This window comes from Nostoc sp. NMS8, from assembly GCF_017115045.1.
GTDB lineage: Bacteria > Cyanobacteriota > Cyanobacteriia > Cyanobacteriales > Nostocaceae > Nostoc.
The window spans coordinates 152188-178068 of sequence record NZ_JABXKK010000062.1 but is presented as its reverse complement, the minus strand read 5'-3'; the positions used below and the strand labels follow the sequence as shown (position 1 = coordinate 178068).

Genomic DNA, 25881 nt, shown 5'->3' with positions numbered 1-25881 from the left:
AAATTCTGTAACAATGATTAACAACTAGCCAGAATACAGTATTTAAGCTACTCATGAGCCAGAGTTCTCAAAACAGCCCTTTATCAGGCAAACCCGTTCAATCATATTTCCAGTGGTTATACGCTTTCTGGAAATTCTCTCGCCCGCACACAATTATTGGTACAAGCCTAAGTGTTTTGGGTTTATATTTAATTGCTGTTGCCATTAGTACAGGTGCGATAAATATAGACGTGATGAATCGCGTCTCTACAAGGTATTCACTACTCCCTTTGTTGGGCGCATGGATTGCTTGTCTGTGTGGCAATGTCTACATTGTGGGGCTGAATCAATTAGAAGATGTGGAAATTGACAAGATTAATAAGCCTCATTTACCCCTAGCATCTGGTGAGTTTTCTCAGCAAACAGGGCAATTAATTGTTGCTTCTACTGGGATTTTGGCGCTGGTTGTGGCGTGGCTAACTGGCCCGTTCTTATTGGGGATGGTGGCGATTAGTTTGGCCATTGGTACTGCTTATTCTTTACCGCCAATTCGCTTGAAACAGTTTCCCGTTTGGGCGGCGCTGTGTATTTTTTCGGTGCGCGGTACGATTGTGAACTTAGGGTTATATCTGCATTACAGTTGGGCGTTGCACCAAAGCCAAACAATTCCGCCTGTGGTATGGGTGCTGACGTTATTTATTTTGGTGTTTACCTTTGCGATCGCGATTTTTAAAGATATCCCCGATATGGAAGGCGATCGCCTCTACAATATTACTACTTTCACCATCAAACTCGGCTCGCAAGCTGTGTTTAATTTGTCTCTTTGGGTAATAACTGCCTGCTATTTGGGAATTATTCTGGTTGGGGTGCTACACGTCGCCTCAGTTAATCCCATATTCTTGATAGTTACTCATTTGGGGCTGTTGGCTTGGCTGTGGTTGCGGAGTTTGACGGTAGACTTACAAGATAAAAGTGCGATCGCTCAATTCTACCAATTTATCTGGAAACTCTTTTTTATGGAATATCTGATTTTTCCTATCGCCTGTCTTTTGGCTTAGACAATGCTAGAAACCTTTCCCACTAGTTCGATTATCGCTGCTGTTGTAGTTGTTCTCAGTCTGTCAATCCTTGGTTATTTCGCTTGGAAAACTTTGATAACCTCAGACTTGTTTCAAAAAGGCATCAATCTTGCTCAAGCAAAAGATTACCAAGGTGCAGAAGCAGCCTTTCGCAAAGTGATTTCCATCAACTCTACAAATGATGTCGTGCGTTTGTTTTTGGGAGATGTTTTAAACCAGCAAGGACAAGTAAAAGAAGCAACAGAATTATTCCAAGAAGTAATTCGCCGCAGCCCGAAAAATCCTGATGCTTACTTGCGTCTGGCAAACATTCTCATGCAGCAAAAGCGAGAAGAAGAAGCGAAAACTAACCTGATACAAGCTAAAGATTTATTACAAAAACAGCGGCAACCTGAAAAAGCTCAAAAAATCACTAAATTGTTAGATAAAATGAGTATTAAGTCAAGTGAATCTTAAGTTGAATGAGAATTGTGAAGATTAAATTTTCCTGTTCTGTCTCCTAATTTTTTTGCAATTCTCACCATAATGATGGGAATGGTTTTTATTTGGGAATTTCCGAGTGTCTATCTTAATTATGTTCCAATATTAAGTCAATACAGTTCAGTTCAGTCCAAAACACTTGTAGAGACGGCGATTTATCGCGTCTCGAAAACCCAAGTCTATTGCAATACAGGTAAGTTAAAGTTTAACTCTTGATTTAAAGTCATTTTTTTAACTAACCGCATTCACATTACAGCTATTTTCAGGTAAATAGACTACGCGGTAGGGGCACAGCATTGCTCATAGGTGTCAACTTAAGCTGGAAATAGCTTATCTGTTGCCTTCCATGCCCGCCCGGAAATAAATTTTTTTGGATTTTAGCTTAAGTTTACTGAAGTAGACTGGAGATTTTTGGCGATATTTAGTCATCTTCAGATGACTTTGGTTATGAGACGGGAATTTTAATTCCGGGCGGACAATCGGTTTCGCGTTAAGTTTAAACTAATGAGCATTGCTGTGCCCTTACGACAGATGTAGTTCAAATACATGAAAACTGCTGTATTAAACTTATGGGAATAAAAGTATCAGCAATTACCTAAAAAACGATTTTTTACTCCTAATAAAGCTCCATCTATTGTGTACAAATAAACAATTATATGAGAGTACACTTGTATCAAGTTAGCCTAATCACTTATAATTTGTACTATAACCCAAAGCTACGCTTTTGCTCCTTTCGGAGCCAGCACAGAGGGGTTAGGGTATTTTGTGATGGCCATTAGCCGAACTTGATATTAAGTGTAAAGCAAGCAGGTAAGGTAAGAAAAATGCTGAGAAATAAGAATCTACTGGTAGCAGCTATTATCTGCTTGTGTTTGAGCAATGGAAATACTACCTTTGGTAAAGATGTTGGCGTTGTTTTAGCAAAAATTCCAGACTCAGATCGAGCAGCACTTCCTCAGAACAAAAACGCAGAGGCTAACTTTGAGCAAGGAAATAATCTCTATAAACAAGGAGATTTCAAAGGAGCGGAGGCGGCTTTTCGGAGGGCAATTGAACTGCAACCCAACTTTGCACAAGCTTATATTGGTTTGGGAAATACCCTCGACGATCAAGGTAAACCACAAGAAGCGATCGCACAATACAAAAAAGCCATTAGCCTCGATCCTCAAGATTCTGGAGCATACTTTAATTTGGGTTTGACTTTAGCGAGAGTAGATCAATTAGAAGCAGCGATCGCACAATACAAAAAAGCCATTAACCTCGAACCCAAGTATGCTGAAGCTCACTATAACTTAGGAAATGCTTTCTACGCTCAAGGCAAGCTCACAGAAGCAATTACCGAATATACTCAAGCGATTCGCCTTAAACCAGATTATGCCCCGACTTACGCACGTTTGGGAACTGTTTTATACGATCAAGGCAAACTAGAAGAAGCGATCGCACAATACAAAAAAGCCATAAGCTTTGATCCCAAGTATGCAGACGCTCACTATTATTTAGGTAACGCTTTGTACGCTCAAGGAAAACCAACAGAAGCAGTCGCAGAATATACAGCAGCCATTAGCTTCGATCCGAAAAATCCAGCAGGTTATAACGCCTTGGGAAATGCTCTATACGCTCAAGGCAAGCTAGAAAATGCGATCGCACAATACAAAAAAGCTATAAGTTTCAATCCCAAGTATGCAGACGCTCACTATAATTTAGCAAGTGCTTTATACGCTCAAGAGCAGTTACCCCAAGCCATCGCCGAATATACTCAAGCGATTCGCCTCGATCCGAAACATGCACAAGCTTACACGGGTTTGGCAAATGCGATGGACGATCAAGGTAAGCCACAAGAAGCGATCGCACATTACAAAAAAGCTATTAGCCTCGTACCCAACTATGCTTATGCTTACTATAATTTAGCCATCACTTTGGGCAGAGAAAAACAGCTAGAAGAAGCGATTTTAAATTTCAAAAAAGCCAGAGAGTTATTCCAAGCAGAAGAAAACAAGGAGATGGTTGAGCAAGTCGATCAGCTCATTCAAAAAATTAATACCCGAACGAATTGAAGAAAGGGGATTGGGGAAGGTGGGGCCCCCTCTGGGGATAAGGGGTAATGGGGACTGGGAATTGGGGAAGAAGAACTATTGACAAATGACAAATGATTGTGAATCAAGAAAGGGGGAAAGTCTACCTCGTAGGTGCTGGGCCTGGAGATGTGGCATACCTGACAGTAAAAGCCTACAATCTTTTAGCTGCTGCTCAGGTGTTGGTTTACGATGCTTTAGTAGATGCTCAATTATTGCAGTGCGTACCAGATGATTGCCTCAAGTTGGATGTTGGCAAACGCGGTGGTAAACCCAGTACAAGCCAAGGAGAAATTAACAAGTTACTTGTAACCCACTGTCTGCAAGGAAAACAAGTTGTAAGGCTGAAATCAGGCGATCCGTTGATTTTTGGGCGTTGCACTTCTGAAATTGAAGCGTTGAAAGCATCCGGTTGTGATTTTGAACTGATACCAGGAATTTCCTCAGCCCTTGCAGCACCTTTGTTAGCAGGAATTCCCCTGACAGATCCGGTGTTAAGCCGCGCTTTTGCAGTATTGACAGCGCATGAACCAGAGGTTTTAGACTGGGAGGCACTTTCACGGTTAGAGACACTGGTAATTTTGATGGGAGGGCAGCATCTAGCAGAGATTGTAGATCAACTGATGCGGCACGGGCGATCACACTTAACACCCATTGCCATCATCCGTTGGGCGGGAACTCCTAATCAACAAATTTGGACAGCGCAACTAGGCAATATTTTGGAACAAACCACCGGATTATCCCTTTCTCCAGCGGTAATTGTGATTGGCGAAGTTGTTGGGCTACGCAAGTACTTACAACCTGAGAAAATAGATTGTCAGGATTCGACTACAGCCAAAACTTTTAGCCTCCCTGCTATGTCAAGCAACTTCTCCCAATCTCCTCTTACTGGTAAAATAATTTTAGTGACACGTTCAGTTAGCCAGTCGAGTCAATTTAGCGATCGCCTGATCGCATTAGGTGCAACAGTCATCGAAATGCCTACCTTAGAAATCGGCCCGCCTTCCAATTGGGAAGCTTTAGATCGTGCGATCGCTCATTTATCTGACTTCGACTGGTTAATTCTCACTTCTACCAATGGCATAGACTACTTTTTTGAAAGGCTAAATGCCCAAGGTAAAGATACCCGTGCCTTAGCAGGTGTCAAAATTGCCGTTGTTGGTGAGAAAACAGCCCAAAGTCTCAAACAACGCTCTCTGCAAGCAGATTTTATTCCCCCCAATTTTGTTGCCGATTCTTTAGTAGAAAATTTCCCAGAGCAACTGGATGGTAAAACGGTTTTATTTCCCAGAGTTGAAAGCGGTGGAAGAGAAGTTTTAGTTAAGGAATTAACTATCAAGGGAGCAAAGGTAACAGAAGTTGCTGCATATCAATCTTGTTGTCCTAGTAGTATTCCACGTGCAGCAGAGTTGGCTCTGCAAAACCGCAAGGTAGACATAATTACCTTTGCCAGTTCTAAAACTGTGCAATTTTTCTGTCAACTTACTAACAACATATTTTCCCACAACTCTGATGCTAGCCAACTCTTAGAGGGCGTTTGTATTGCCTCTATCGGCCCCCAAACCTCCAAAACTTGCCATACTTTATTCGGACGTGTGGATGTAGAAGCTGAAGAATATACTTTAGATGGTTTAACCGAAGCACTGATCCTATGGGCGACAAATTCTTAGATGAGGGATTGGGGACTGGGGATTGGGTACTGGGAATCAAGGACAAGGAAGAATTATTGAAGAAGTCTGTTCCCAATCCCTAATCCTCAATCCCCAATCCCCAATCCTCAATCCTCAATCCCTAATCCCTAATCCCCAATGCCTAAACGTATAATCGGCTTAACTGGAGGTATTGCCACAGGCAAAACCACTGTCACCAATTATTTAGCTAGCGTTTATAATTTGCCGATTTTGGATGCAGATATTTATGCTAGAGAGGCAGTATCTTTAGGTTCGCCGATTCTGGGTGCGATTGCAGGGCGTTACGGCGAACAAATTTTACTACCAGATGGCAGCCTCAACCGCCAAAAGCTAGGCGAAATTATCTTTAATCGTCAAGATGAACGCAACTGGATAGACAATTTGATTCACCCTGACGTGCGCGATCGCTTCCTCAAAGCAATTTCCCAGTCTTCCTCACAAATATTGGTGTTAGTAGTGCCTCTATTATTTGAAGCTGGGATGACTGATTTAGTTACAGAAATCTGGGTAGTGCGTTGTTCTCAAGAGCAACAACTACAAAGATTGATACAGCGAAACCATTTAAATAGAGATCAGGCACAAGCTAGGATTAACAGCCAATTATCTATTGAAGAAAAAGTGGCTCATGCAGATGTTGTTTTAGATAACTCCTCCACCCTAGAAGTATTACTGAAGCAGATAGATGTAGCCCTAAAAACCCACAAGTAGATACTAAATACTATTTATATTAAAAAATATACCTAAACGACATTTTCAAGATCCAAAAACTTTATAATATTGTTAAGTAATCAACACTCATATCTCACAAAACTTTATCTAATAATTAGGTGGTTTTACAGTTGAATTTACGGTTAAAATTACCGTAACTTTAAGTAAGTTAGCTTTATAAATTATCAATTCTACTTTTTAATTTTTATTAAGTGCCTTCTCTTCAATTAGGATAGGTATGAACTTAAGTTTTAGTTTTTTAAATAAATTATCTTTGGTTATCTCTTCAGCCACAAAATTAAAACAGAAGAATAGAATACACGATTATAGTCAACAAATTTGGGGGAGCGACTACGTATTTGAGCGCCTCAATGAAGGAATGATTGGCTACATGACTGGAGTAGGGATAGGCATCAAACCCTGCGATCGCATTATCTTACGAGAAGGTTGTGAATCTTATCAATATCAAGTTGAAGAAATTGATTACTATTCCGATCCATCTGATATGTGGATAGCTTTACTCAAGCAAGTAAGTAGGCAAGAATAACTATTTATTGCGGATGCAGAACGTTACAATACCACAGATCTCTTAGAAAATAACTCCTCTTGCCATCTCTACAAGAGGAGTTATTTTCCGCTAGACTTAACTTAAGGAACGTGAATTAAATAAGATGGAAAACTTCATCCTGTCTCTAGCCTCCCTCTCTTTTATAAAAAGAGGGATTGAGGGTGAGGTAAACCAGGGACATCAATTGTATGTTATTTAATTCTTATTCTTAAGTATAGGCTGAAACTTATATTTATCAAGAAATTGGACTTTATTAATCACAATAGAAAAAGTTTCACGCCCCAGTTCAGAACTTTTACTCAATAAAGTCGGTTACTTCCCTTAATTAGATGAAGTTGAACTAACCTGTCGAAGAAACTCAATATTCAAATCTAGCTTTTTTCCTAACCATAAAGAATGCTCCGTATGATCGGAGACAGCATCGCCTGTATTTGGGTGGACAAGAATATCCAATCCCTCACGATTGAGCATTAACCAAGGAACGACTCGATCGAATTGATTCGGTAAGAAAGCAACTTGATACATCCCCTGTGGGTGGGGGCCAATGGGGTGGTCAAACCAGCGTCCGAGTTGCACGTCAAACCTAGCGCCCAATCCTTCACGTACACGCGCAGCTACATCCTGACTGGCAGTATCGAAGTAAACATGAGCGTGAAAACCAGCGATCTCTATAGCATCTTCTTTCATAGATCCACTTTTCGCTCTCAACTCTAATTTAGGGTAGTGGACTTTTTCTTTCTTACTGAAAAAGCGATCAATCAATTTTATCCCAATACCGTGCAGTTAAAGATAGATTGTGGAAATTTGACTCACAGAGGTTATCGATTGAAGTAACCTAGATAAGCTGTTGCACCTGCAAATTGCATCACAGCATGATTATCCTCTACCTTACACCCTACTCCCCGGCCGCCTCAATGTGCAAACTATAATCACAACAGCTTATCTGGGAATTTGAATCTATCTTTCTTGGCTGGAAACTCGTGGCTGGACTTGTGTATACACGGTAGCCGAGCTTGGAGGGGTTTTTAGTTGCTGCTTGTTCTAATCGCTTTCCTGTCCTCAAGGCATCTTTTCGAGAGGAAAGTGGGGGTGCGTGACGTAGCCATTACACTCCTAGAAAAAAGAGTTGGGTAATAAATTATTTACTGTTCTATCAAATTAACGTTGTTAAGTTACTCAGCAGGTGTAGTTCCCACCTCTAGGCTGTGTTAGATATTGTGACGCGAAACAGGAGTATAGATACGTTGCGAAAGCTTTCTCCAGAATCTCCTCTATTTATTGTATTAATCATTATTAGTTTTCTAGTAGTAACTTTTTCCACTTGGTTATCATCTAAACCATTCCTTTTAAAACCATTTGGGGTTAATGATATTATTCAGTTACTTACCTTACAATTATTTATTTCTTTGTTATTGGAACGCTCTTTAGAAGTTTTTCTAACTACTTGGCGTGGTGCATTTGTCGAACAGTTAGATATTAGTATTCAGCAAGAAAAGGCTCTAGTATCTGAGAAGATAAGACTTATGGAAGTCCAACAAAAACAGCTTTCTTCTTGGGAATCAAATCAAAGCAGTGGATTACCGCCTGAAGGAATGACTTTAGAACAGCAAATCATTCAAAATTTTACACAAAGTCAACAAGACGCATTAAACATATTCAAGCCACAAATGGATGGAATAAATGAAAAAGAGCGTCAAAGAACAGCCTATAAATCTGATACGCGAATAATTGCTCTATGGACATCCCTTTTATTCGGTCTTTTAATTAGTGCAATCGGTATTCGCTCAATTGAACCACTTGTAGTTATTGATTTAGATAATCCCATACAAGTAGTTATTTTTCGTTGTTTAGATGCATTACTGACGGGAGGTTTAATCGCAGGAGGTAGCGAAGGTATCCATAAGCTCATAAAAGTTTTTCTAGATTTTATGGAAGCTACATCTAAACAAATCAAAAATCAGTGAGCGTCTTGAGAAAACAAATTTATGGGGATTCCTCATGCCTCCTGACTTGAAAGTGCTGTTAGTGGTAGCGGGGCGTTTAATCAGTGTTTTGTGCTTAATACTACTTTCATTTAATTTCTGTTTACTGGCTTTGCGACAATCCACATCTGGATTCAATACGCTTGGGTTTTCGAGACGCCATAAATCGCCGTCAAGACAAGTGTTTTGTTGCTCATTCTGAACTGTATTGCATCTGGATTAACAAAATATTATTAGTGGTATATATTCTTGCACTTTTCTGCATAGCTTGGAAATTCATATCCAATTAAAATAAGCGCATACTTCAAAAAGTGAAGTTAAGGAGCAAAGATACAAGATAAGCTAAACACCTTAGAGGCTGTTTGAAAGGTCTAATTTAATACCAGCCTTGGCGATTAGAAATCGCGGCTACACAAACAAAACCCACCTCCGTGGGTTGAATAAGTTGATTTTGTGTTAGTCCACGGAGGCGAACAATGCCAGTGTAGTAGCGAATTATATTCGCCCAAAACTTTTGAAATATCCTCTTAAAGGACGAGATTTCTCATAAAGCTTAAGGAAACTTTAATTTAAATTAATTTAAGTGAAAACATGGTAAGCATAAATTTCAAAGAACATCAATTTTATGGAAATTTGTCAGTGGAAAAACAACTGGATATTCTTGTTGTCGATGACCATCAATTAATTTTAACTGGTACTCTTGATGTATTAAGTCGAGAGTATCCCAAAGCTACTATTATTAAGGCTCAGACTGGAAAAGAGACACTTTCTCAACTTAATTTTCACCAGTTTCACTTGATTGTGATGGATTTATCCATTCCCGATCAGCAAGGGGAGACAGCAGAAATTGATACTGGAATTAAGCTGTTGCAAATTTTACTCCAAGAATTTACCCATCAGAATGTCATGGTGCAAACTAGTTATGTGAAGGCGTTAATTCGGATCAAACACGAGATTGATAATCATCAGGGTGGGTTTGCGATCGCAGATAAAGGATTACCCGAAGATGAAATGCTAATGCGCCTTAATTTGGCCCTTAATGGTGGAACTCACACGAAAGATATCAAAAAGAGTATAGAACTCAAACCAGAATGGTTGGAAGTATTGCGGTTGGCTTTTGAAGAGAGTTTGACAGATAAAGCGATCGCCGAGCAAATGTATAAATCAGAAAGAGCAGTACGTACTTACTGGACGAAAATTCAGGATGTTTTAGGAGTGTACCCTGAAGACTGCAAGCAAGGTGGTAAAAATATGCGAATCCAAACCGAAATTCGTTCCCGTGAAGAAGGCTTAATTGATTAATACAGAGAAAATGAATGCGGAAAAAAACTAGATGAGAAGGAGAATCTGGAATCGCATTTACCAAGAATTTGGGTTGTGGTCTCTTGCTGCACGCCCAGGAATAGTAGTATTGATTTTGGCAACCTTAATACGTATGGTTGGAGGAATGCAATCTTTAGAATGGATGTTTTTAGATACCATGTTACGTCTGCGTCCGGTAGAAAAACTTGATGAACGTGTAGTAATTGTAGGTATTGACGAAAAAGATATTGAATGGGTTAAGCAATATCCAATTCCAGATCAGAAAATTGCAGAGTTACTGTCCAAGTTGGAAACTTATAAACCGCTAGCGATTGGGCTGGATATCTTCAAAAATGTGCCTGTAGAACCTGGTGGCAAACAACTAGCGCAGATATTACGAACAAATTCTAATATTATTGGCATTGAAAAAGTTTTACAACCCGGTGAAATTTCACCACCCCAGAATTTACCACCCGAACGGGTTGGATTTGTCGATTTACCTAATGATGAGGATAGCAAAAATCGACGCTATTTATTATATACGCCGAATCCTCAGAATATCAGTGAAGATAAATATTCCTTGGCATTGCAGTTAGTTATTAAGTATTTAAAGGCGACAGGAATTGAATTGCAAACTGGAAAAAATGACCCGAATACAATCAGATTCAGTGAGATTGAATTACCTCGAATTAACCGTAATTTTGGCGGATACGTCAGTGTTGATGATGGGGGAGTATCAATTTTAATGAACTTCCGCAACCAGAAGCAACCTTTTAATGTTGTGTCGTTGCGCGATATTCTCACTGGTCAAGTTAATGCCGAATTATTGCGCGATCGCATTGTCTTAGTTGGCAACCGCAATATGAGTGCAGGCGATATTTTTTATACATCTGCTTTGCCTAATTTAAAATTAAGCGGTCAAATTTATGGCATTGACTATCACGCTCATGTCATTAGTCAAATTCTTAGTAGTGTAATAGATGGCCGAACAATGTTGCATAGTTGGGGAGAGTTCGGAGAATATACATGGATATTTATTTGGGGTTTTTTGCCCATCTTTATCGGACGGCTTACCCAATCTGTGTGGAGAAATTTACTGAGTGTGGGTGTAGCAGTATTTTGTCTGTTTGCCTGCGGGTATGTGATGCTGTGGGTGTGGGGTGTATGGATTCCTGTAGCACCTAGTTTTCTGATATTAGCCATCAATGGAGTAGGTTTGAGTGCTTTTGCATTTTACCAGCATGATAGATTTTTGCGATCGCAAATTAACGAACGTCAAAACACCATTCAAAACACTTTTAGCATTATTCATAATGGGCCTTTACAAACCCTTGCCTATGGATTAAAGCATCTGCGTGCTAAAGATGTTCCTTACGAACAACTAGTTGGGCAATTTGAAAAACTCGATCGAGAAATTCGGGAAATTGGTGAATTTCTCAAACTAGAAGCATTAACCACAGAAGAAAGCTTGCGTTTAGGTAGCGGATTAATACTCGAATTAAACAGACCACTACATGATTTATTATATGAAGTTTACTCCAGTACATTAGAACGTCAAGATTTTGAGCATTTTAAAACTTTAAAAGTAAAAATACGCAATTTTGACCCAATTGATGATAAGTATTTAACTATAGAAGATAAGCGGGGAATATGTCTGTTTTTGGAAGAAGCTTTATGTAATGTTGGTAAACATGCCGAAGGAGTTAAGCGCATTCAAGCATCAGGTGTTTATAGTGAAAATAAATACAAATTGTGGGTCAAAGATAACGGTTCAGGAATTAAATCAAAGTTAGAAAGCAAAGGCACAAAATATTTCAAAATAGTTGCTAAACAATTAGGAGGAGAGTTTCGACGCGAATCAGTTTCTCCTTGCGGGACTATATGCGAAATTAGTTGGAAACCTCTGAGATAATTTCAGCTTTGAGATTTTTATGAATCATTTTATGCAAAGGTGCAAAAATTAAAAGTTTTATTTAGATAACCATACAATCAACAACATCACCATGAGTCATCAAAATTTTGTATTTTGGCGAAATCAGCACAGACTTACAAGCTTAGTTGTGGGAGCAGTTTTCCTCATGACTACAGTCCCAGCATTTGCCCAGTTTAAACCACGCGATCGCAAACCAGCTAGCGGACATTCCCGTGCAGGTGGTTCGCGTGGATGTTCAAATAACGGCGATATCCCTTTAACACAGCTTGCACCTCAGACATTTATTGGTAAAACCGCTTCCACCCGCCCGATGTTAGCTTGGTATATGTCAAGTTCCCAAAATGTGCGATTCCGATTAGCTGAATTTGATTCAAGCAACAACCCTAAACAAATTGGCAAAGTTAAAGAAATACCCACAATAGTCGGGATTAACAAGCTAGAACTTCCCCACGATTACCCCGAACTCACAGTGGGTAAAACATATTTATGGCAAATTGCAATTGACTGCGAAAACGACACAATTGTTAGACGTGCAGAATTTACCGTCACAAATCCTCAATCACTTGCTAAAAACCAATTTACTAGCATTCCCGAAAGCGTAAATTATTATGCTGAAAACGATCTGTGGTATGAAGCACTAGCAGAAGCATTGAAAGGAACTGATAATGGTAAACTAGGGCAGACTGGTGCAACTTTAGTAAAAAACCTTGCAGAGTCCGAAATATTGATAGGTAATGATGTAGTACAAAAAAATACTCAGCAACGCATCGAATACCTCCAGAAAATTGCTAGCGATCGCTAAATAGATGATTTAGATCCCCGACTTCTTAAAAGTTGTCGGGGATTTAGGATCTAGTCTAGTCCTACAGAAAAAATGGGGAAATAGAAATTGTGAAGATTTTGCGGTTTAGCGTCGCGGGATGCGTGGGAGCATTAGCAGTTTGTATTCAGCCTACTTTTGCTCAGTTAATTCCTGATAATAGTCTTGGGCAAGAGCGATCGCAGATCATTCCTATTAATCAAAATAATGACCGCATCGAAGGCGGTGCATCTCGTGGCACTAACCTATTTCACAGTTTTCAAGATTTTAACGTCGGTGATGGTCGAGGCGTTTATTTCGCCAATCCACAGGGGATAACAAATATTAACGCACCCGATACCACTTCCATTCAAAACAGCTTTACCGAATTATCGCCAAACGTCATCGAGACTAATGCACTGATTGCTAATAGTTGCATTGTTCGCAGCCCCAAACAAAAAGGTACATTCTTCATCACTGGTTCTGGTGGTTTACGGAATAGTCCGGGGGACGGATTAATTTCAAACTACTCGACTAGTGAGGTGCGTAATGTTGAACCAACATCGCGGACTTGGAAAAAAGGCGATGCAATAGTTGAACCACAAGGGCTTTATCGACTTGCTAATGGAGGGTTGGTACTTAGTCGAGAATGTGAGTAATGAGTAATGAGTAATTTTTTGCTGGAGGGTATACACAAGTCGTTCTCATTTTTCGTTGCCATAACTCAATACGCTTGGGTTAAGGGCTACTGGCAAAAATTTTGGGTTTTCGAGATGCGATAAATCATCACAAAGATGCGATAAATCGCCGTCTCTACAAAAGAAAGATTATTGTAGAGACGGCGATTCATCGCGTCTTGTCTTAACCGAATAGTAATTAGCATCAAAGCCAATTACCGATCGCAATCATTGGTGCCCAATAGGCAGGATTATTATACCTGGGGTTCATCTCTTCAGATGGTGGTAAATTTTTAGGATGAATCATTTTAATTTGGGCTTGTTGCAATGCCTCTGCAATACTCATACCAGCGTTACGATAGTTGGTGTAAAATGTTTTGACGAGTTCTGATGTCGATTCATCTGTGACATTCCACAGAGATGCGATCGCACTTTTAACTCCAACTTGCAATGCAACTCCAGCTAATCCTAGTGTGGCACGATCGTCGCCAACTGCGGTTTCACAGGCAGTCAATGTCAGTAGTTCGACGCTATCTGATTTACTGTTGAGGTTTCGCAGTGAGTTTTCTAATTGGCTGATGGTAAGTTTTTGGTTTTTGCCTGTAACAATAAAGGTGTCTTCAGGAATTATCCCAAATTGAGCGTGACTAGCTATGTGGACAATGGGATATGTGGTTTTGTCAAGTGTTTGCTGAAAACTTTCGGGGAAAAAGTCTTGATCGATCAGGTCGGTATGATTAGGAAATATACTTTGAACTGCACTCACTTCATTGGGAACAGCAGCAAGTGCATCAAAAGTTTTGCCGTCGATTATGGCTTTTTCTGTTAAACCCAAAATTAACGCTTTTTGGGTACTGCGATCGCGTGCTTTGGGTGTGGTAAGTCGTAAACTGGGAGTTGTGGCAATTGCGTAAGTTTCAACTAAATATTTTTTTTCTTGGCTGTCATAAAGTGCTGCCATTGGTACACTCCGCAAAAACCCATCCTGAATAAATACTAGGGTTTTGACTTTCTCCGGTTTGATATCCGATAGAATTGGGCGAATGATCCAATCATAAAGCTCTGCCGCAGTTGTTGTATCGTAGTTAAATTCTTCTTTTCCTTTAACTAATCCTGTGCGAAATTCGGCAATCTTTTTCTGTAGCTTGTCGCTGCTAACTATTTTGTTTGTACCTTCTTGATTGGGGTCTTCAATCCACTTAAATTTAGTTGCCTGATTGGGTAACTGCAATAATATCCCGGTTTTGCCCTTTAAAATTATCGAACTCAAAAACCCAGTATTCTGAAAGGCTACACTATTATCCTTGAGGAGTTCTCCTACTTGTTTAGGATTCAAGGCACTTAAAATGCAATCATTGCCAAAATAATTTTGTAATTCTGCTAGTTTTAAAGCATCAATGGTTTTAACTACTGCGGATAATTCATTCGCACGTTGTTTATCGGCAATTGCCCCAACTCCTAGCAAATCGAGCCGCGATTGTGCCAATGTTTGGTATAGTGGTCGCACAACATCGCGAAAGTCAAATTGTACATCCCGTTCGGCGGTCAAAATATCGCTGCGAATATCTTCTAGAGTATCAAATGCTCGTTGATAAGATGCGATCGCCTCTTCTTTTTGCTTTTGTCGATCTAAAATGCGTCCGGCTTGCCACTCCCACAAATACAAGCTATCTTTTGCACTCAATTTGTTATCTGCTGCGACGATCGCCGCTTGAGTATATTTTAATGCTTTTTTATTCTTTAATGCTTTTTCATTATCTAGGCTACATTCCCAGAAATGACCCAAAGCACCATTAGAATAAGAAATTAGACGATTATCTTGTAATTTTTTACTTGTTAATATTGAGTTTTCCAGCAAATTCAACTGCATATTACTAGATAAAACTAGTTGAGTTGCACAGTCGGTAAAGGGTGAAGTTCCTTTAGCATCGCGCTGCAAGTATGCTAAATCAATTTCCCCATAGACTTTTGTGGCTGAATCTGGCAAAGCTTCAAGAACTTTTAAAGCATCCTTAAGGGTTTTGTCAAACTCTTCATCATTAATAATTTTGCTCTTATTTGTCTGGGAACCCAACTGAATTAAATTTAATAATCCCCGCATCTCTGCTATAGGTTGTTTTTCATTGCGGGCGAACTTGATACTATCCTGAAAATATTGATTGGCTCTTTCGTAGTCATCTACAGACTTTTTAGTAAATTCTTTTTCTTTACTCAAAATACTAGCCTTATTTGCAGAATCGGCTTGTAACTCTCGTAATTGACCGCGACTTTTGTAAGCATTGCCTAAACTATTAAATACCAAAGATTTATATTCTGGTGAAATTTTTTGTGCCGCGTCTAAATAATAAATTGCTTGGTCGTAACTTCCAATTAAGCGATATGCTTCACCGAGAATGCCTAAAGCTGCAACCTGTCCGCGTTTGTCGTTGTATTTGATGGCGATTTGTGCAGCACTTTCTGGAGTGCATTTTATTTCCTGACTTGCTTGATTTTCGGAAATTTTTGGCTTATCTACTAGTTGACCACACAAAAGTGCGATCGCTTTGCGGGGTTGTCCCAAATTGCTGTAAACTTGGGCTAGTTCTGACTTCATCCGTCCCACTTGCTCGATATTTCCTACAGCGCCATAGTCATGAATTGCTGCTGATAAAGATGCGATCGCTTCTTTATTTTCTCCTACTTGTTGGTAAGCACGTGCTAAATTTTCATTCACAACCGCCGCATCAGATGGATTATTTTTATACTGATTTAATGCCTCTTGCCAGTGTTTTACCGCATTGTGAAAATTTCCGGCATCATAGTCTTTAATTCCTTGTTCGACGAGTCCACTAGCATTTTGAGTTTGTGCAAATACAACTTGTCCAAACAAAAGACATATTAATAATGTTGTCAAAAATAATACTTGAATAAACCTGTGATGCCGATTTGGTTTTTGGTGTTGCCCAGTAGAGAAATAAATTAGCCTCTTGCAGAAGTTTCCAACTTTAAGCAACATCTGCATCCAGCCACGCACAGAAGGTAATATTTTGAGATATTTATTTTTAGTTTTCATATTTCTAAACATAGAGAAAATATTTATTTAGCTTTTATTGTTTAAACTACCAGAAATCAGCAGAAAAAACTGAAATTTTTCAAAGTGTGCAGTTTTCTGCAATTTATCTAAACAGCAAGAAGGCCCATCAGGCTAAAAATAAAACTGGTTTAAGAACGAAACCCAACATTATCAAGGCTTTGTTGGGTTTTGCTATTCCTCAAGCTAACCAACTATTATTCTTAAGTTCTTGGGTCAAATTAATTTAATTCAATGTATATAAAAAGCATTCTGCTGATATTATTTAATGATGCTCACATCTCTAATTATCGCAATAGATAAAAAGCATTCAGATAAGCAATCTCGTGGATTTATTTTAATTTCTCCAAGGAAAATGACTTATGAATAAAGCACGTTATCCCCAAGCAGTCAGTATTAAAAGTATTCTTCATTTCTGCCTAATATCTACTGCACTCAGCCAAGCTTTGCCAGCGAAAGCACAAATCACACCTGATAATACCCTTGGTGCAGAAGCTTCTCAACTCAATCAAAATCTGTTAATTAATGGCGCACTGGGCGACAAAATTGATGGTGGTGCAACACGCGGAAGCAATCTTTTTCATAGTTTCAGCGAGTTTAATATCCAAGATGGGCAACGGGTGTATTTTAACAACCCAACTGGAGTAAAAAATATTTTAACCCGGGTAACAGGTGGGAATGCATCGAATATTTTCGGGACTTTGGGAGTTGATGGTGCAGCAAATTTGTTTTTGATTAACCCCAATGGAATTTTATTTGGAGAGAATGCACAGTTAGATGTGCAAGGAAGTTTTGTTGGGACAACAGCCAATGGCGTGCAGTTTGGAAATCAGGGAAATTTTAGTGCAACTAATCCTCAAGCACCACCATTGTTGACGGTAAATCCTTCGGCGTTGTGGTTTAATCAGCTTAATCAAGGTGCAGGGATTCAAAATAACTCAATTGCACCAGCAGGAATAGATTCATCGGGGTTTAGTCGGTTTGGCTTACGAGTACCAGATGGTAAAAGTCTAGTGCTAGTGGGCGGTAATGTCAGCATAGATGGTGGGTGGTTAAATGCTCTAGGTGGGAGAGTTGAATTAGGAGGGTTAGCAGCACCTGGAAATATTAATCTTGTTTTCAATGGGGATAATCTCAGTTTGAAATTTCCTGAGAATTTGACTCGTGCAGATGTATCAATTGCCAATCAAGCTTTTATGTTTGTGGAAGGATCTGGTGGTGGTGATATTGCAGTCAATGCTCAAAATGTAGAGATATTAGGCGGAAGTGCCCTTTTTGCTGGTATTGGGGCGCGTTTGGGGACACCTGAGACTGTTGCAGGAGATATTACGCTAAATGCTACCGGAAAAATCAAAATTGCTGATTCTGGAAGCGGTATTGGCAATAGAGTTTTTCCAGGAGCAGTAGGAAATGGGGGTAATATTACCATTAATTCTGTTGACTTCTCACTCACTGATGGCGCTCGACTTGTTGCCTCAACTTGGGGACAAGGGAATGCGGGGAATGTAACAGTGCGTGCAAATGATGCTATTTCCCTGACAGGTAACGCTTATATTTTTAGCACGGTGGAAGCAGGAGGTGTAGGCGAGGGTGGCAATATCGACATCAATGCAGCAACCCTCTCACTCACTGATGGCGCTCGACTTGTTGCCTCAACTTTTGGACAAGGGAATGCGGGGAATGTAACAGTGCGTGCAAATGATGCTATTTCCCTTGCAGCTAACGCTTATATTTTCAGCACGGTGGAAGCAGGAGGTGTAGGTGAGGGTGGCAATATTGACATCAATGCAGCAACCCTGTCACTTACTGATGGTGCTAGCCTGCTAACCATTACTCGTGGAGCATCTGCTACTCAACCCGCAGGACGAGGGGATGCAGGCAATGTCAATGTTAAGGTAACTGGTGATGTTGATATTTCTGGGGAGAAAAATGGTTTTACCAGTGGGATTTTCAGTTTTGTGGACATGGGGACTGTTGGTAATGGAGGTAACATTACCATTGATTCTGGTGACTTCTCACTCACTGATGGCGCTCAACTTCTTGCCTCAACTTTGGGACAAGGGAATGCGGGGAATGTAACAGTGCGTGCAAATAATGCTATTTCCCTTAAACAACAAACTGCTATCTTTAGCACGGTGGAAGCAGGAGGTGTGGGTAAGGGTGGCAATATCGATATCACTGCTACTTCAGTGTCACTCACTGATGGCGCTCAATTTGTTGCCTCAACTTTGGGACAAGGGAATGCGGGGAATGTAACAGTGCGTACAAATAATGCTATTTCCCTTGCAGCTAACGCTTCTATTTTAAGTTCAGTGGAAAGAGGAGGTGTAGGCGAGGGTGGCAATATCGACATCAATGCAGCAACCCTCTCACTTACTGATGGTGCTAGCCTGCTAACCATTACTCGTGGAGCATCTGCTACTCAACCCGCAGGACGAGGGGATGCAGGCAATGTCAATGTTAAGGTAACTGGTGATGTTGATATTTCTGGGGAGAAAAATGGTTTTACCAGTGGGATTTTCAGTTCGGTGGAGACGGGAACAGTAGGTAATGGGGGTAACATTACCATTGATTCTGGTGACTTCTCGCTCACTGATGGCGCTCAACTTTCTGCCTCAACTTTTGGACAAGGGAATGCGGGGAATGTAACAGTGCGTGCAAATGATGCTATTTCCCTTGCAGCTAACGCTTATATTTTCAGCACGGTGGAAGCAGGAGGTGTAGGTGAGGGTGGCAATATTGACATCAATGCAGCAACCCTGTCACTTACTGATGGTGCTAGCCTGCTAACCATTACTCGTGGAGCATCTGCTACTCAACCCGCAGGACGAGGGGATGCAGGCAATGTCAATGTTAAGGTAACTGGTGATGTTGATATTTCTGGGGAGAAAAATGGTTTTACCAGTGGGATTTTCAGTTCGGTGGAGACGGGAACAGTAGGTAATGGGGGTAACATTACCATCGATTCTGGTTTTTTCTCATTACGAGATGGCGCTCAACTTGCTACCTCAACTTTGGGACAAGGGAATGCGGGGAATGTAACAGTGCGTGCATCAGATTTTGTTTCCCTTACAGGTCAAAAAACTGCTATCCTGACCACGGTGGAAGTAGGAGGTGCCGGTCAGGGTGGTAATCTCGACATCAATGCAGCAACCCTCTCACTCACTGATGGCGCTCAACTTTCTGCCTCAATTTTTGGACAAGGGAATGCGGGGAATGTAACAGTGCGTGCAAATGATGCTATTTCCCTTGCAGCTAACGCTTATATTTTCAGCACGGTGGAAGCAGGAGGTGTAGGTGAGGGTGGCAATATTGACATCAATGCAGCAACCCTGTCACTTACTGATGGTGCTAGCCTGCTAACCATTACTCGTGGAGCATCTGCTACTCAACCCGCAGGACGAGGGGATGCAGGCAATGTCAATGTTAAGGTAACTGGTGATGTTGATATTTCTGGGGAGAAAAATGGTTTTACCAGTGGGATTTTCAGTTCGGTGGAGACGGGAACAGTAGGTAATGGGGGTAACATTACCATCGATTCTGGTTTTTTCTCATTACGAGATGGCACTCAACTTTCTGCCTCAACTTCTGGAGGGGGAGATGCCGGAAATATTCGTGTCAATGCAAAAGATGCCGTAATTGTTTCTGGAACTAGTCAAGAAAGGGAATTTTCTAGTGCTTTATTTACATTTACTGATTCTACTTCCACAGGCAAAGGTGGCGATATCACCGTAAACACAAATATCTTTCGTGTATCAGACGGCGCTTTACTAGATGCACGCACTAGAAATAATCAAAAGGGTGGCGATATTACGGTAAATGCAAAGATTTTTGAAGCACCCAACGGCGGACAACTTACCACCACTACCTCAAGCAATGGACGTGCAGGTAAAATTACTGTCAACGCTGACGATAAGCTAATAATTAGCGGTATTGACTCTAATTACAATGACAGAAATATTAAATTTCCTGGCAGAGTAGGAAATATCGGCGCTAACAGTGGCTTATTTGTCAGTTCCACAGGTTCAGGAATCGCAGGCGACATTGAAATCAACTCACCCCAAATTACCTTAGACAACCAAGGCAAACTCAACGCCGAATCTGCATCAGGTAACGGTGGTAATATCAACGCCAACAGCGATTTACTCTTCCTCCGTCGTGGCGCTCAAATTTCTACCGACGCAGGTACTGAGCAAAAAGGTGGCGATGGCGGTGACATCAATATCAACTCAAGATTTATCGTTGCAATTCCCGATGAAAATAGCGATATCAGTGCTAACGCTTTTACGGGAACAGGTGGAAACATCCAAATCAACTCACAAGGTATCTTTGGTATTGAGGCGCGGACAAAACCAACTCAAGAAAGCGATATTACTGCAAGTTCGGAGTTAGGCGTTTCTGGTGTAACAAATATCAATACACCGGATAACAGTTCCATTCAAAACAGCTTCACCGAATTACCACCAAACGTCATTGACACCAATGCACTCATTGCCAATAGCTGCATTTCACGTGGCACCAAGCGACAAGAAAACTCTTTTACAATTACAGGTTCCGGTGCTTTACGCAACAGTCCAGGAGATGTATTAATTTCAGCCTACACAACTGGTGATGTGCGTAGTGTGGAACCAACACCACGTCCTTGGAAAAAAGGCGACCCAATAATTGAACCACAAGGATTGTATCGATTACCCAATGGGCAATTAATCTTAAGTCGAAGTTGTTAAACAGCAATATTGCATACATGGGAAAATTTTATATGCAGTTTTCTGCAAAATGGGACGCACAATCATGCGATCGCACCATCCAATTCATGCAACGATATATGCATAAATGGTGAAATGCATTACCTAGTCCTTTCCCTTAATCTGAGTATTAAAGAAACGGTTAATGAATCGAAAAACAACAAAAATCGTCAATTTATCAACCGTTGCTGATGAAATTGTCGTTATTTTTTAACTCAGATTAGAGGTTGATTATGTTTTCTGAACTAGTTCGCAACACAGTTTTAGCAACATCTTTGACATTACCAAATTTCAAACAAACTACTTCGATTGCAATTTTAGTAGCTGGAATTGGATTGTTTGGTATTAAGTCAGTAGATGCCAGAAATGCCTTAGTACAAACACCAAGTGTTTCTCAATCTTCATCTTATGCGATCGCGCAAGTCGTAGATGCAAATTCTCCAATTTACGGAAGTTGGAAGCTAAGATATAGCGTTGATGGAATCGTTTATCAAAGCGTGCTGGTGATGAAGGGATATTCAGGAACGATGAGAACTAAATATTTTGATCCTCGGATAAATAAGAAGCAGATTATAGACCAGCAAGTTAGCCTTAAGTCTTCTCCTCAAGGATTAGTTTTATTGGGATATAACCCTGTCTATGCTGGGACTTCCAGAAGACACCCTACTTATGCTGCTGATAATTTTTTGTTTTCTGTTGAGCCAGATGGTTCTCTAACAGCGTATACTTGCGATGATCTCCGACAATGCTCGGCTGTAGATGTAGAAGAGATAGTATCTCAATCCTAAATTAAAGATAGCGCAAATTATTTGCCTTTCAAGTTCCCTGGTGATTAGTAAACTGACAAGTCGGCACTTGCGCTATCATGTATTTTTTTCTTACTGCATTTATTGTCTTATTTATCAACACGTAAGTGCTAAATATTAGAGTGATCAAATTGGATCTTGGTGATCGCATAAAGGTGCAATCATCAAGCAACCTCTTATGGTATTTTAATTAAGTGATGATACTTGTTAAATAAGCTAAAAAACATCTAATTTGCATAATCAAATTGAATATAACTGTTGTGGGGTGGGCATCTTGCCCGCCCAGTCTATGCAATTTAAATATGAAACAGCTTATCTAATTAGTAATGCGATCGCTAAGTCAGATTTTGGGAATAAATAGACGTGTGTCACACAGCATAAATATATCTAAAAACCTTACCAATGACAAATGATTGTTCTTTCAAATCATAAATAAACAATGGATTCATACCTTCGGTTTCAAAAACTTTTTTTCATATTACTTACCTGCATCAGCATCACTCCACTTGCAGTATTTGCCCAATCGACACCCCCATCGGGAGTCACAATTCCCCCCAATACACCGGGGAAAGTTGAAGAAACTCTACCCCAACCATCACCGACACCAACTCTTCCTCCCACACCACCGACACCAACTGTCCCCATACTCCCATCACCCCCACAAGAAAATCTACCCGATACAACTTTTCCCAGCGGTGAAGAGTTCTTTGTCAAAGAAATTCAAGTTACAGGCTATTCTGTTTTAAAAGATGAAATCATCAAGTTAAAACACCCGCTAGAAAATAAAAACATCACATTTGAGCAGTTATTACAACTGCGATCGCAAATCACTAAACTCTATGTTGATAATGGCTATATCACCAGTGGTGCATTTATTCCCAACAATCAAAATATTGCTAGCGGTGTCGTGCAAATTCAGGTTGTGGAAGGCGAACTTGAAGGAATTTCAATTTTAGGGTTAGAAAGATTGCAAACTGCATACGTGCGTTCCCGGATTGCACGGCTAGCAGGTAAACCTTTAAACCAAAAACGTCTCGAAGAAGCGCTGCAATTATTACAAATTGACCCCGTGATTGGACGAGTTAATGCTGAGTTAACCGCAGGTAGCACCCCAGGTAACAATATTTTACAGGTGACAATTACCGAATCACCACCATTCCACGCTGGGGTTGTCTTTGACAATAACCAATCCCCTAGCGTTGGCTCAGAACAAGGGAGTATTTTTATTGCTCACGATAATTTCTTGGGGTTTGGGGATAAATTCAGTGCTGAATATGCTGGTAGTGAAGGTTTAGACAATTACAATATCAGTTATTCTATTCCCTTTAATGCCCTAGATGGAACCATTGGTGTCCGCTACAGCAACAGCGCTAGCCGGATTATTGAAAGCGAATTTCGTGACTTAGATATCCGCAGCGAAGCCGAAACCCTTTCTTTTAATATCCGTCAACCGTTAATCCACACCCCAAACAACGAATTTGCTCTAGGTTTTGCATTCGATTTACGGCGCAGTCAAACCTATATACTCAATGATATTCCCTTCTCTTTTACCGAAGGCCCCGAAAATGGGAAATCAAGAGTTACAGTAATTCGCTTTTCCCAAAATTGGTTACAACGTAATGCTAACAGTGTCTTAGCGGCGCGATCGCAATTTAGTTTTGGCATTGATGCTTTTGATCCAACTATCAACGATAGTGGTACTGACGGGCGTTTTTTCTCTTGGGTGGGACAATTTCAATGGGTACAAAGGTTGTCTCCCCGCATTTTGATGCTTGCCAAAGTTAACACTCAACTTACTCCTGATTCCTTGCTTTCACTAGAAAAAATTAGCATTGGGGGAGTAGATACAGTACGCGGCTATAGTCAAAATCAACTTGTCGCCGACAATGGAGTAGTTGGAGGTGTGGAAGTTCGTATTCCCCTAGCATCGAATGTGGAAACACTACAGCTAATACCATTTTTTGATATTGGTACAGCTTGGAACAATCGCGCTATTAATGCTGACCCGCAAACCATTGCTAGCTTAGGGTTGAGTTTAAACTGGCAACCTTTAAACGGTTTAGTATTGCGTGCAGACTATGGTATACCATTGATAGGCACAAGCGATCGCGGTAATTCACTGCAAGATAATGGCTTTAATTTTTCAATCCGCTATCAGCCATTTTGATATTTTTTTGATATTTAAATTAAAAGGCAATACAGTTCAGAATGAGCAACAAAACACTTGTCTTGACGGCAATTTATCGCGTCTCGAAAAGCCAAGCGTATTGAGTTAAAAGGGCGATTTCTAATGGCGAATGGCTTTATTCAATTCCGAGAGTGCTTCCTGTATATTTGCTAACAAAATACGAAGTAGCTTTTCTTAGTATAGGTTTTGGCAAGTTCAAGTTTAAGACTAATGGTTTCATTCTAGTATCTATAATCACGATATAATCCAAACTGACTTGATAAATTGCTAATTACACGAACAAAATAAGGCATAGCAAATTTATACAAGCAGGTAGATTATCTGATGACTATTCCAGAATCAATTAAACAATTCATTACATGGATACAAGGTTTTGACCATACAACAGGTTTAATACATACTAGATATAATTTAATAGAGAAAATTATCAGACGCTATCCAGATTTACAGGATGTTTTAGAAGAATATGATTTTGAGCCTTCTATAATGCGTGAAGGATATCGTTTAGTTGTTGTGAAACCAAAAGTTGCGATCGCCTGTAATTTACCAAAAAATTTTAGCGAAGGTAATTGTCAAATAGAGTTCAGTAGTATTCTTTTTAAATATCTAAAAATTAACTTAAATCATCAAGATATTTTGGGTCAATTAATGACTGGATTGCACACCCAGCCATGTTGGGGATGTCGTCATTTTTTGAAACAGTTAGATAAAAATACTTTCCAAGTAAATTTGGGTCAAACAACAATCATTTTATCGAACTTAGAAGCAACAGAATTATGTTTGTGTATTGATGAAGTTTGCCAAGAATATAAAACTTTAATAATAGAATTTGAAAATTCTTTAGAAACATGGGATTTTGAATTGGTCAAGCTTTCAGAAAATCGAGGGTTTGTCCTTTTTTCTGTAAGACAAGAATTATGGGAGCTAATGCAGCAGTTTGCTAATGAATTTGATTATACTAAAGGTAAGTCAGAATGGCATCTATTTCATAGAGAAAATAGATCAATTCGCGTGAGTCGAGGAATTCGCGATCATACATTTATTTTCACGAAACTCGATAGCGACTTATCTTTATTGCCTCAGAATCAAATTCATATAATCTATAAGCTAAATAATATTAATTTACAATCTATTGAGACAGAGAAATTTAGCTTATGGCAGCAAGATATCGGTATACGAGGAACCTGGACGGCTAGGTATACCAAACAGTGGTTATTAGAAAAATATATTCCCCAAGTAATTAATTATTATTCAGAAACGTCTCAACTATCTGAAGCTGAATTGCTAGCCAAAATCACAAATTACACAAGTGAACGTGCGCTGATTAAGGAAATTGATAATATCAGGAATTTAGTGCCTTATCTGCATGACATCCAATATTGGCTACATATATATGTGGAAAATATTGCTGCTTCATTCTTGCAACCATATTACCAAGCCTATACAAATTTAGTGCGTAATACAGATTCTTCCATAACAGGCATAGACTATATTATCGGAAATTTGCGGAAAATTGAGTGGAAAAATACGCAAGAAGAAAATTATAGTAATTTCACAGACTGGAAAAACTTAACTTTTAAATATGCTATAGATTGCTTAGATAAGCAAGTAACAAGAATCTATAATTGTGAATATGAAAATAGTTTAAATGCAGATTTAATAACTCGGATATTTATTTGGATTCTAGAAAATGGGAAAATTTCTTTTTCACAAGCTCAGTTAAATGCTGGTAAACAGGCTTTGCTACCACTTTGGGAACAAAGTCGCTTTGAAATGCGCCATGTATATCCTAATCGATAAAG

Annotated in this window: 18 protein-coding genes; 15 read left to right on the top strand and 3 right to left on the bottom strand. The window is 39.8% G+C overall.

Annotation, left to right across the window (positions count from 1 at the left end; all coding sequences use genetic code 11):
* Window positions 1–53: 53 nt before the first annotated feature.
* The 6 genes from HWQ39_RS11435 (at window position 54) to HWQ39_RS11410 (ending at window position 6556) form a co-directional block, all read left to right on the top strand.
* A complete protein-coding gene (locus HWQ39_RS11435; RefSeq protein ID WP_292844289.1) occupies window positions 54–1037 on the top strand; it encodes a homogentisate phytyltransferase in 984 nt (327 codons plus the stop codon).
* 3 nt (window positions 1038–1040) lie between these two features.
* Window positions 1041–1514, top strand: a complete 474-nt coding sequence (locus HWQ39_RS11430) for a tetratricopeptide repeat protein (protein WP_292844286.1) — start codon at window positions 1041–1043, stop codon at window positions 1512–1514.
* Between the two features lie 848 nt (window positions 1515–2362).
* Window positions 2363–3592 carry a tetratricopeptide repeat protein gene (locus HWQ39_RS11425; RefSeq protein WP_292844283.1) on the top strand — a complete coding sequence of 410 codons (1230 nt, stop codon included), beginning with the start codon at window positions 2363–2365 and terminating at the stop codon, window positions 3590–3592.
* 98 nt (window positions 3593–3690) lie between these two features.
* Window positions 3691–5280 (top strand): uroporphyrinogen-III C-methyltransferase, encoded by a 1590-nt coding sequence (cobA, locus tag HWQ39_RS11420; protein WP_292844425.1) that lies wholly within the window; start codon window positions 3691–3693, stop codon window positions 5278–5280.
* Window positions 5281–5418: 138 nt separating this feature from the next.
* Window positions 5419–6009, top strand: a complete 591-nt coding sequence (coaE, locus tag HWQ39_RS11415; RefSeq protein WP_292844280.1) for a dephospho-CoA kinase — start codon at window positions 5419–5421, stop codon at window positions 6007–6009.
* Window positions 6010–6247: 238 nt separating this feature from the next.
* Complete coding sequence (locus tag HWQ39_RS11410) at window positions 6248–6556, top strand: hypothetical protein (protein WP_292844277.1); 309 nt, start codon at window positions 6248–6250, stop codon at window positions 6554–6556.
* Between the two features lie 342 nt (window positions 6557–6898).
* Here the strand turns inward: HWQ39_RS11410 and HWQ39_RS11405 are convergent, their stop codons facing one another.
* Window positions 6899–7264, bottom strand: a complete 366-nt coding sequence (locus HWQ39_RS11405) for a DOPA 4,5-dioxygenase family protein (RefSeq protein WP_292844274.1) — start codon at window positions 7262–7264, stop codon at window positions 6899–6901.
* A 557-nt stretch (window positions 7265–7821) separates the two neighbouring features.
* On the opposite strand from HWQ39_RS11405, the gene HWQ39_RS11400 reads away from it, so the two are divergent.
* From HWQ39_RS11400 to HWQ39_RS34385, 5 genes are all read left to right on the top strand, one after another.
* A complete protein-coding gene (locus tag HWQ39_RS11400; RefSeq protein WP_292844271.1) occupies window positions 7822–8541 on the top strand; it encodes a hypothetical protein in 720 nt (239 codons plus the stop codon).
* Between the two features lie 609 nt (window positions 8542–9150).
* Entirely contained in the window at window positions 9151–9861 is a 711-nt protein-coding gene (locus HWQ39_RS11395; RefSeq protein ID WP_292844269.1) for a response regulator transcription factor, read from the top strand.
* A gap of 31 nt (window positions 9862–9892) precedes the next feature.
* Entirely contained in the window at window positions 9893–11773 is a 1881-nt protein-coding gene (locus HWQ39_RS11390) for a CHASE2 domain-containing protein (RefSeq protein ID WP_292844267.1), read from the top strand.
* A 166-nt stretch (window positions 11774–11939) separates the two neighbouring features.
* The gene (locus HWQ39_RS11385; protein ID WP_292844265.1) at window positions 11940–12596 is read left to right on the top strand and encodes a DUF928 domain-containing protein; all 657 of its coding nucleotides are present in this window, start codon (window positions 11940–11942) and stop codon (window positions 12594–12596) included.
* A gap of 122 nt (window positions 12597–12718) precedes the next feature.
* Window positions 12719–13252: a hypothetical protein gene (locus HWQ39_RS34385; RefSeq protein WP_366932261.1), complete on the top strand. Its 534-nt coding sequence runs from the start codon at window positions 12719–12721 to the stop codon at window positions 13250–13252.
* Between the two features lie 86 nt (window positions 13253–13338).
* On the opposite strand, the gene HWQ39_RS11375 is transcribed toward HWQ39_RS34385, so the two are convergent.
* Both HWQ39_RS11375 and HWQ39_RS11370 read right to left on the bottom strand, forming a co-directional pair.
* Window positions 13339–13476 (bottom strand): hypothetical protein, encoded by a 138-nt coding sequence (locus tag HWQ39_RS11375; protein ID WP_292844263.1) that lies wholly within the window; start codon window positions 13474–13476, stop codon window positions 13339–13341.
* Entirely contained in the window at window positions 13476–16322 is a 2847-nt protein-coding gene (locus tag HWQ39_RS11370) for a CHAT domain-containing protein (RefSeq protein WP_292844261.1), read from the bottom strand. The genes HWQ39_RS11375 and HWQ39_RS11370 overlap by 1 nt, the downstream gene beginning before the upstream one ends.
* Before the next feature lie 380 nt (window positions 16323–16702).
* Between HWQ39_RS11370 and HWQ39_RS11365 the strand changes: the two genes are divergently transcribed.
* The 4 genes from HWQ39_RS11365 (at window position 16703) to HWQ39_RS11350 (ending at window position 25879) form a co-directional block, all read left to right on the top strand.
* The gene (locus HWQ39_RS11365; RefSeq protein ID WP_292844259.1) at window positions 16703–21067 is read left to right on the top strand and encodes a filamentous hemagglutinin N-terminal domain-containing protein; all 4365 of its coding nucleotides are present in this window, start codon (window positions 16703–16705) and stop codon (window positions 21065–21067) included.
* A gap of 251 nt (window positions 21068–21318) precedes the next feature.
* Window positions 21319–21873, top strand: coding sequence for a hypothetical protein (locus tag HWQ39_RS11360; RefSeq protein ID WP_292844257.1), 555 nt, complete (start codon window positions 21319–21321; stop codon window positions 21871–21873).
* A gap of 457 nt (window positions 21874–22330) precedes the next feature.
* Window positions 22331–24058, top strand: a complete 1728-nt coding sequence (locus HWQ39_RS11355) for a ShlB/FhaC/HecB family hemolysin secretion/activation protein (protein WP_292844255.1) — start codon at window positions 22331–22333, stop codon at window positions 24056–24058.
* 345 nt (window positions 24059–24403) lie between these two features.
* Entirely contained in the window at window positions 24404–25879 is a 1476-nt protein-coding gene (locus HWQ39_RS11350; RefSeq protein ID WP_292844253.1) for a hypothetical protein, read from the top strand.
* Window positions 25880–25881 lie beyond the last annotated feature (2 nt).

Bases quoted from the DNA above. Each gene is read 5' to 3' on its own strand.
- HWQ39_RS11385 (WP_292844265.1), top strand. From the start codon at position 11,940: ATGACTACAGTCCCAGCATTTGCCCAGTTTAAACCACGCGATCGCAAA.
- HWQ39_RS11355 (WP_292844255.1), top strand. From the start codon at position 22,331: ATGGATTCATACCTTCGGTTTCAAAAACTTTTTTTCATATTACTTACC.
- HWQ39_RS11395 (WP_292844269.1), top strand. From the start codon at position 9,151: ATGGTAAGCATAAATTTCAAAGAACATCAATTTTATGGAAATTTGTCA.
- HWQ39_RS11370 (WP_292844261.1), bottom strand. From the start codon at position 16,322: ATGAAAACTAAAAATAAATATCTCAAAATATTACCTTCTGTGCGTGGC.
- HWQ39_RS11365 (WP_292844259.1), top strand. From the start codon at position 16,703: ATGAATAAAGCACGTTATCCCCAAGCAGTCAGTATTAAAAGTATTCTT.
- HWQ39_RS11410 (WP_292844277.1), top strand. From the start codon at position 6,248: ATGAACTTAAGTTTTAGTTTTTTAAATAAATTATCTTTGGTTATCTCT.
- HWQ39_RS11360 (WP_292844257.1), top strand. From the start codon at position 21,319: ATGTTTTCTGAACTAGTTCGCAACACAGTTTTAGCAACATCTTTGACA.
- HWQ39_RS11375 (WP_292844263.1), bottom strand. From the start codon at position 13,476: ATGCTAATTACTATTCGGTTAAGACAAGACGCGATGAATCGCCGTCTC.
- HWQ39_RS11350 (WP_292844253.1), top strand. From the start codon at position 24,404: ATGACTATTCCAGAATCAATTAAACAATTCATTACATGGATACAAGGT.
- HWQ39_RS11405 (WP_292844274.1), bottom strand. From the start codon at position 7,264: ATGAAAGAAGATGCTATAGAGATCGCTGGTTTTCACGCTCATGTTTAC.
- HWQ39_RS11425 (WP_292844283.1), top strand. From the start codon at position 2,363: ATGCTGAGAAATAAGAATCTACTGGTAGCAGCTATTATCTGCTTGTGT.
- HWQ39_RS11435 (WP_292844289.1), top strand. From the start codon at position 54: ATGAGCCAGAGTTCTCAAAACAGCCCTTTATCAGGCAAACCCGTTCAA.
- coaE (WP_292844280.1), top strand. From the start codon at position 5,419: ATGCCTAAACGTATAATCGGCTTAACTGGAGGTATTGCCACAGGCAAA.
- HWQ39_RS11430 (WP_292844286.1), top strand. From the start codon at position 1,041: ATGCTAGAAACCTTTCCCACTAGTTCGATTATCGCTGCTGTTGTAGTT.
- HWQ39_RS11390 (WP_292844267.1), top strand. From the start codon at position 9,893: ATGAGAAGGAGAATCTGGAATCGCATTTACCAAGAATTTGGGTTGTGG.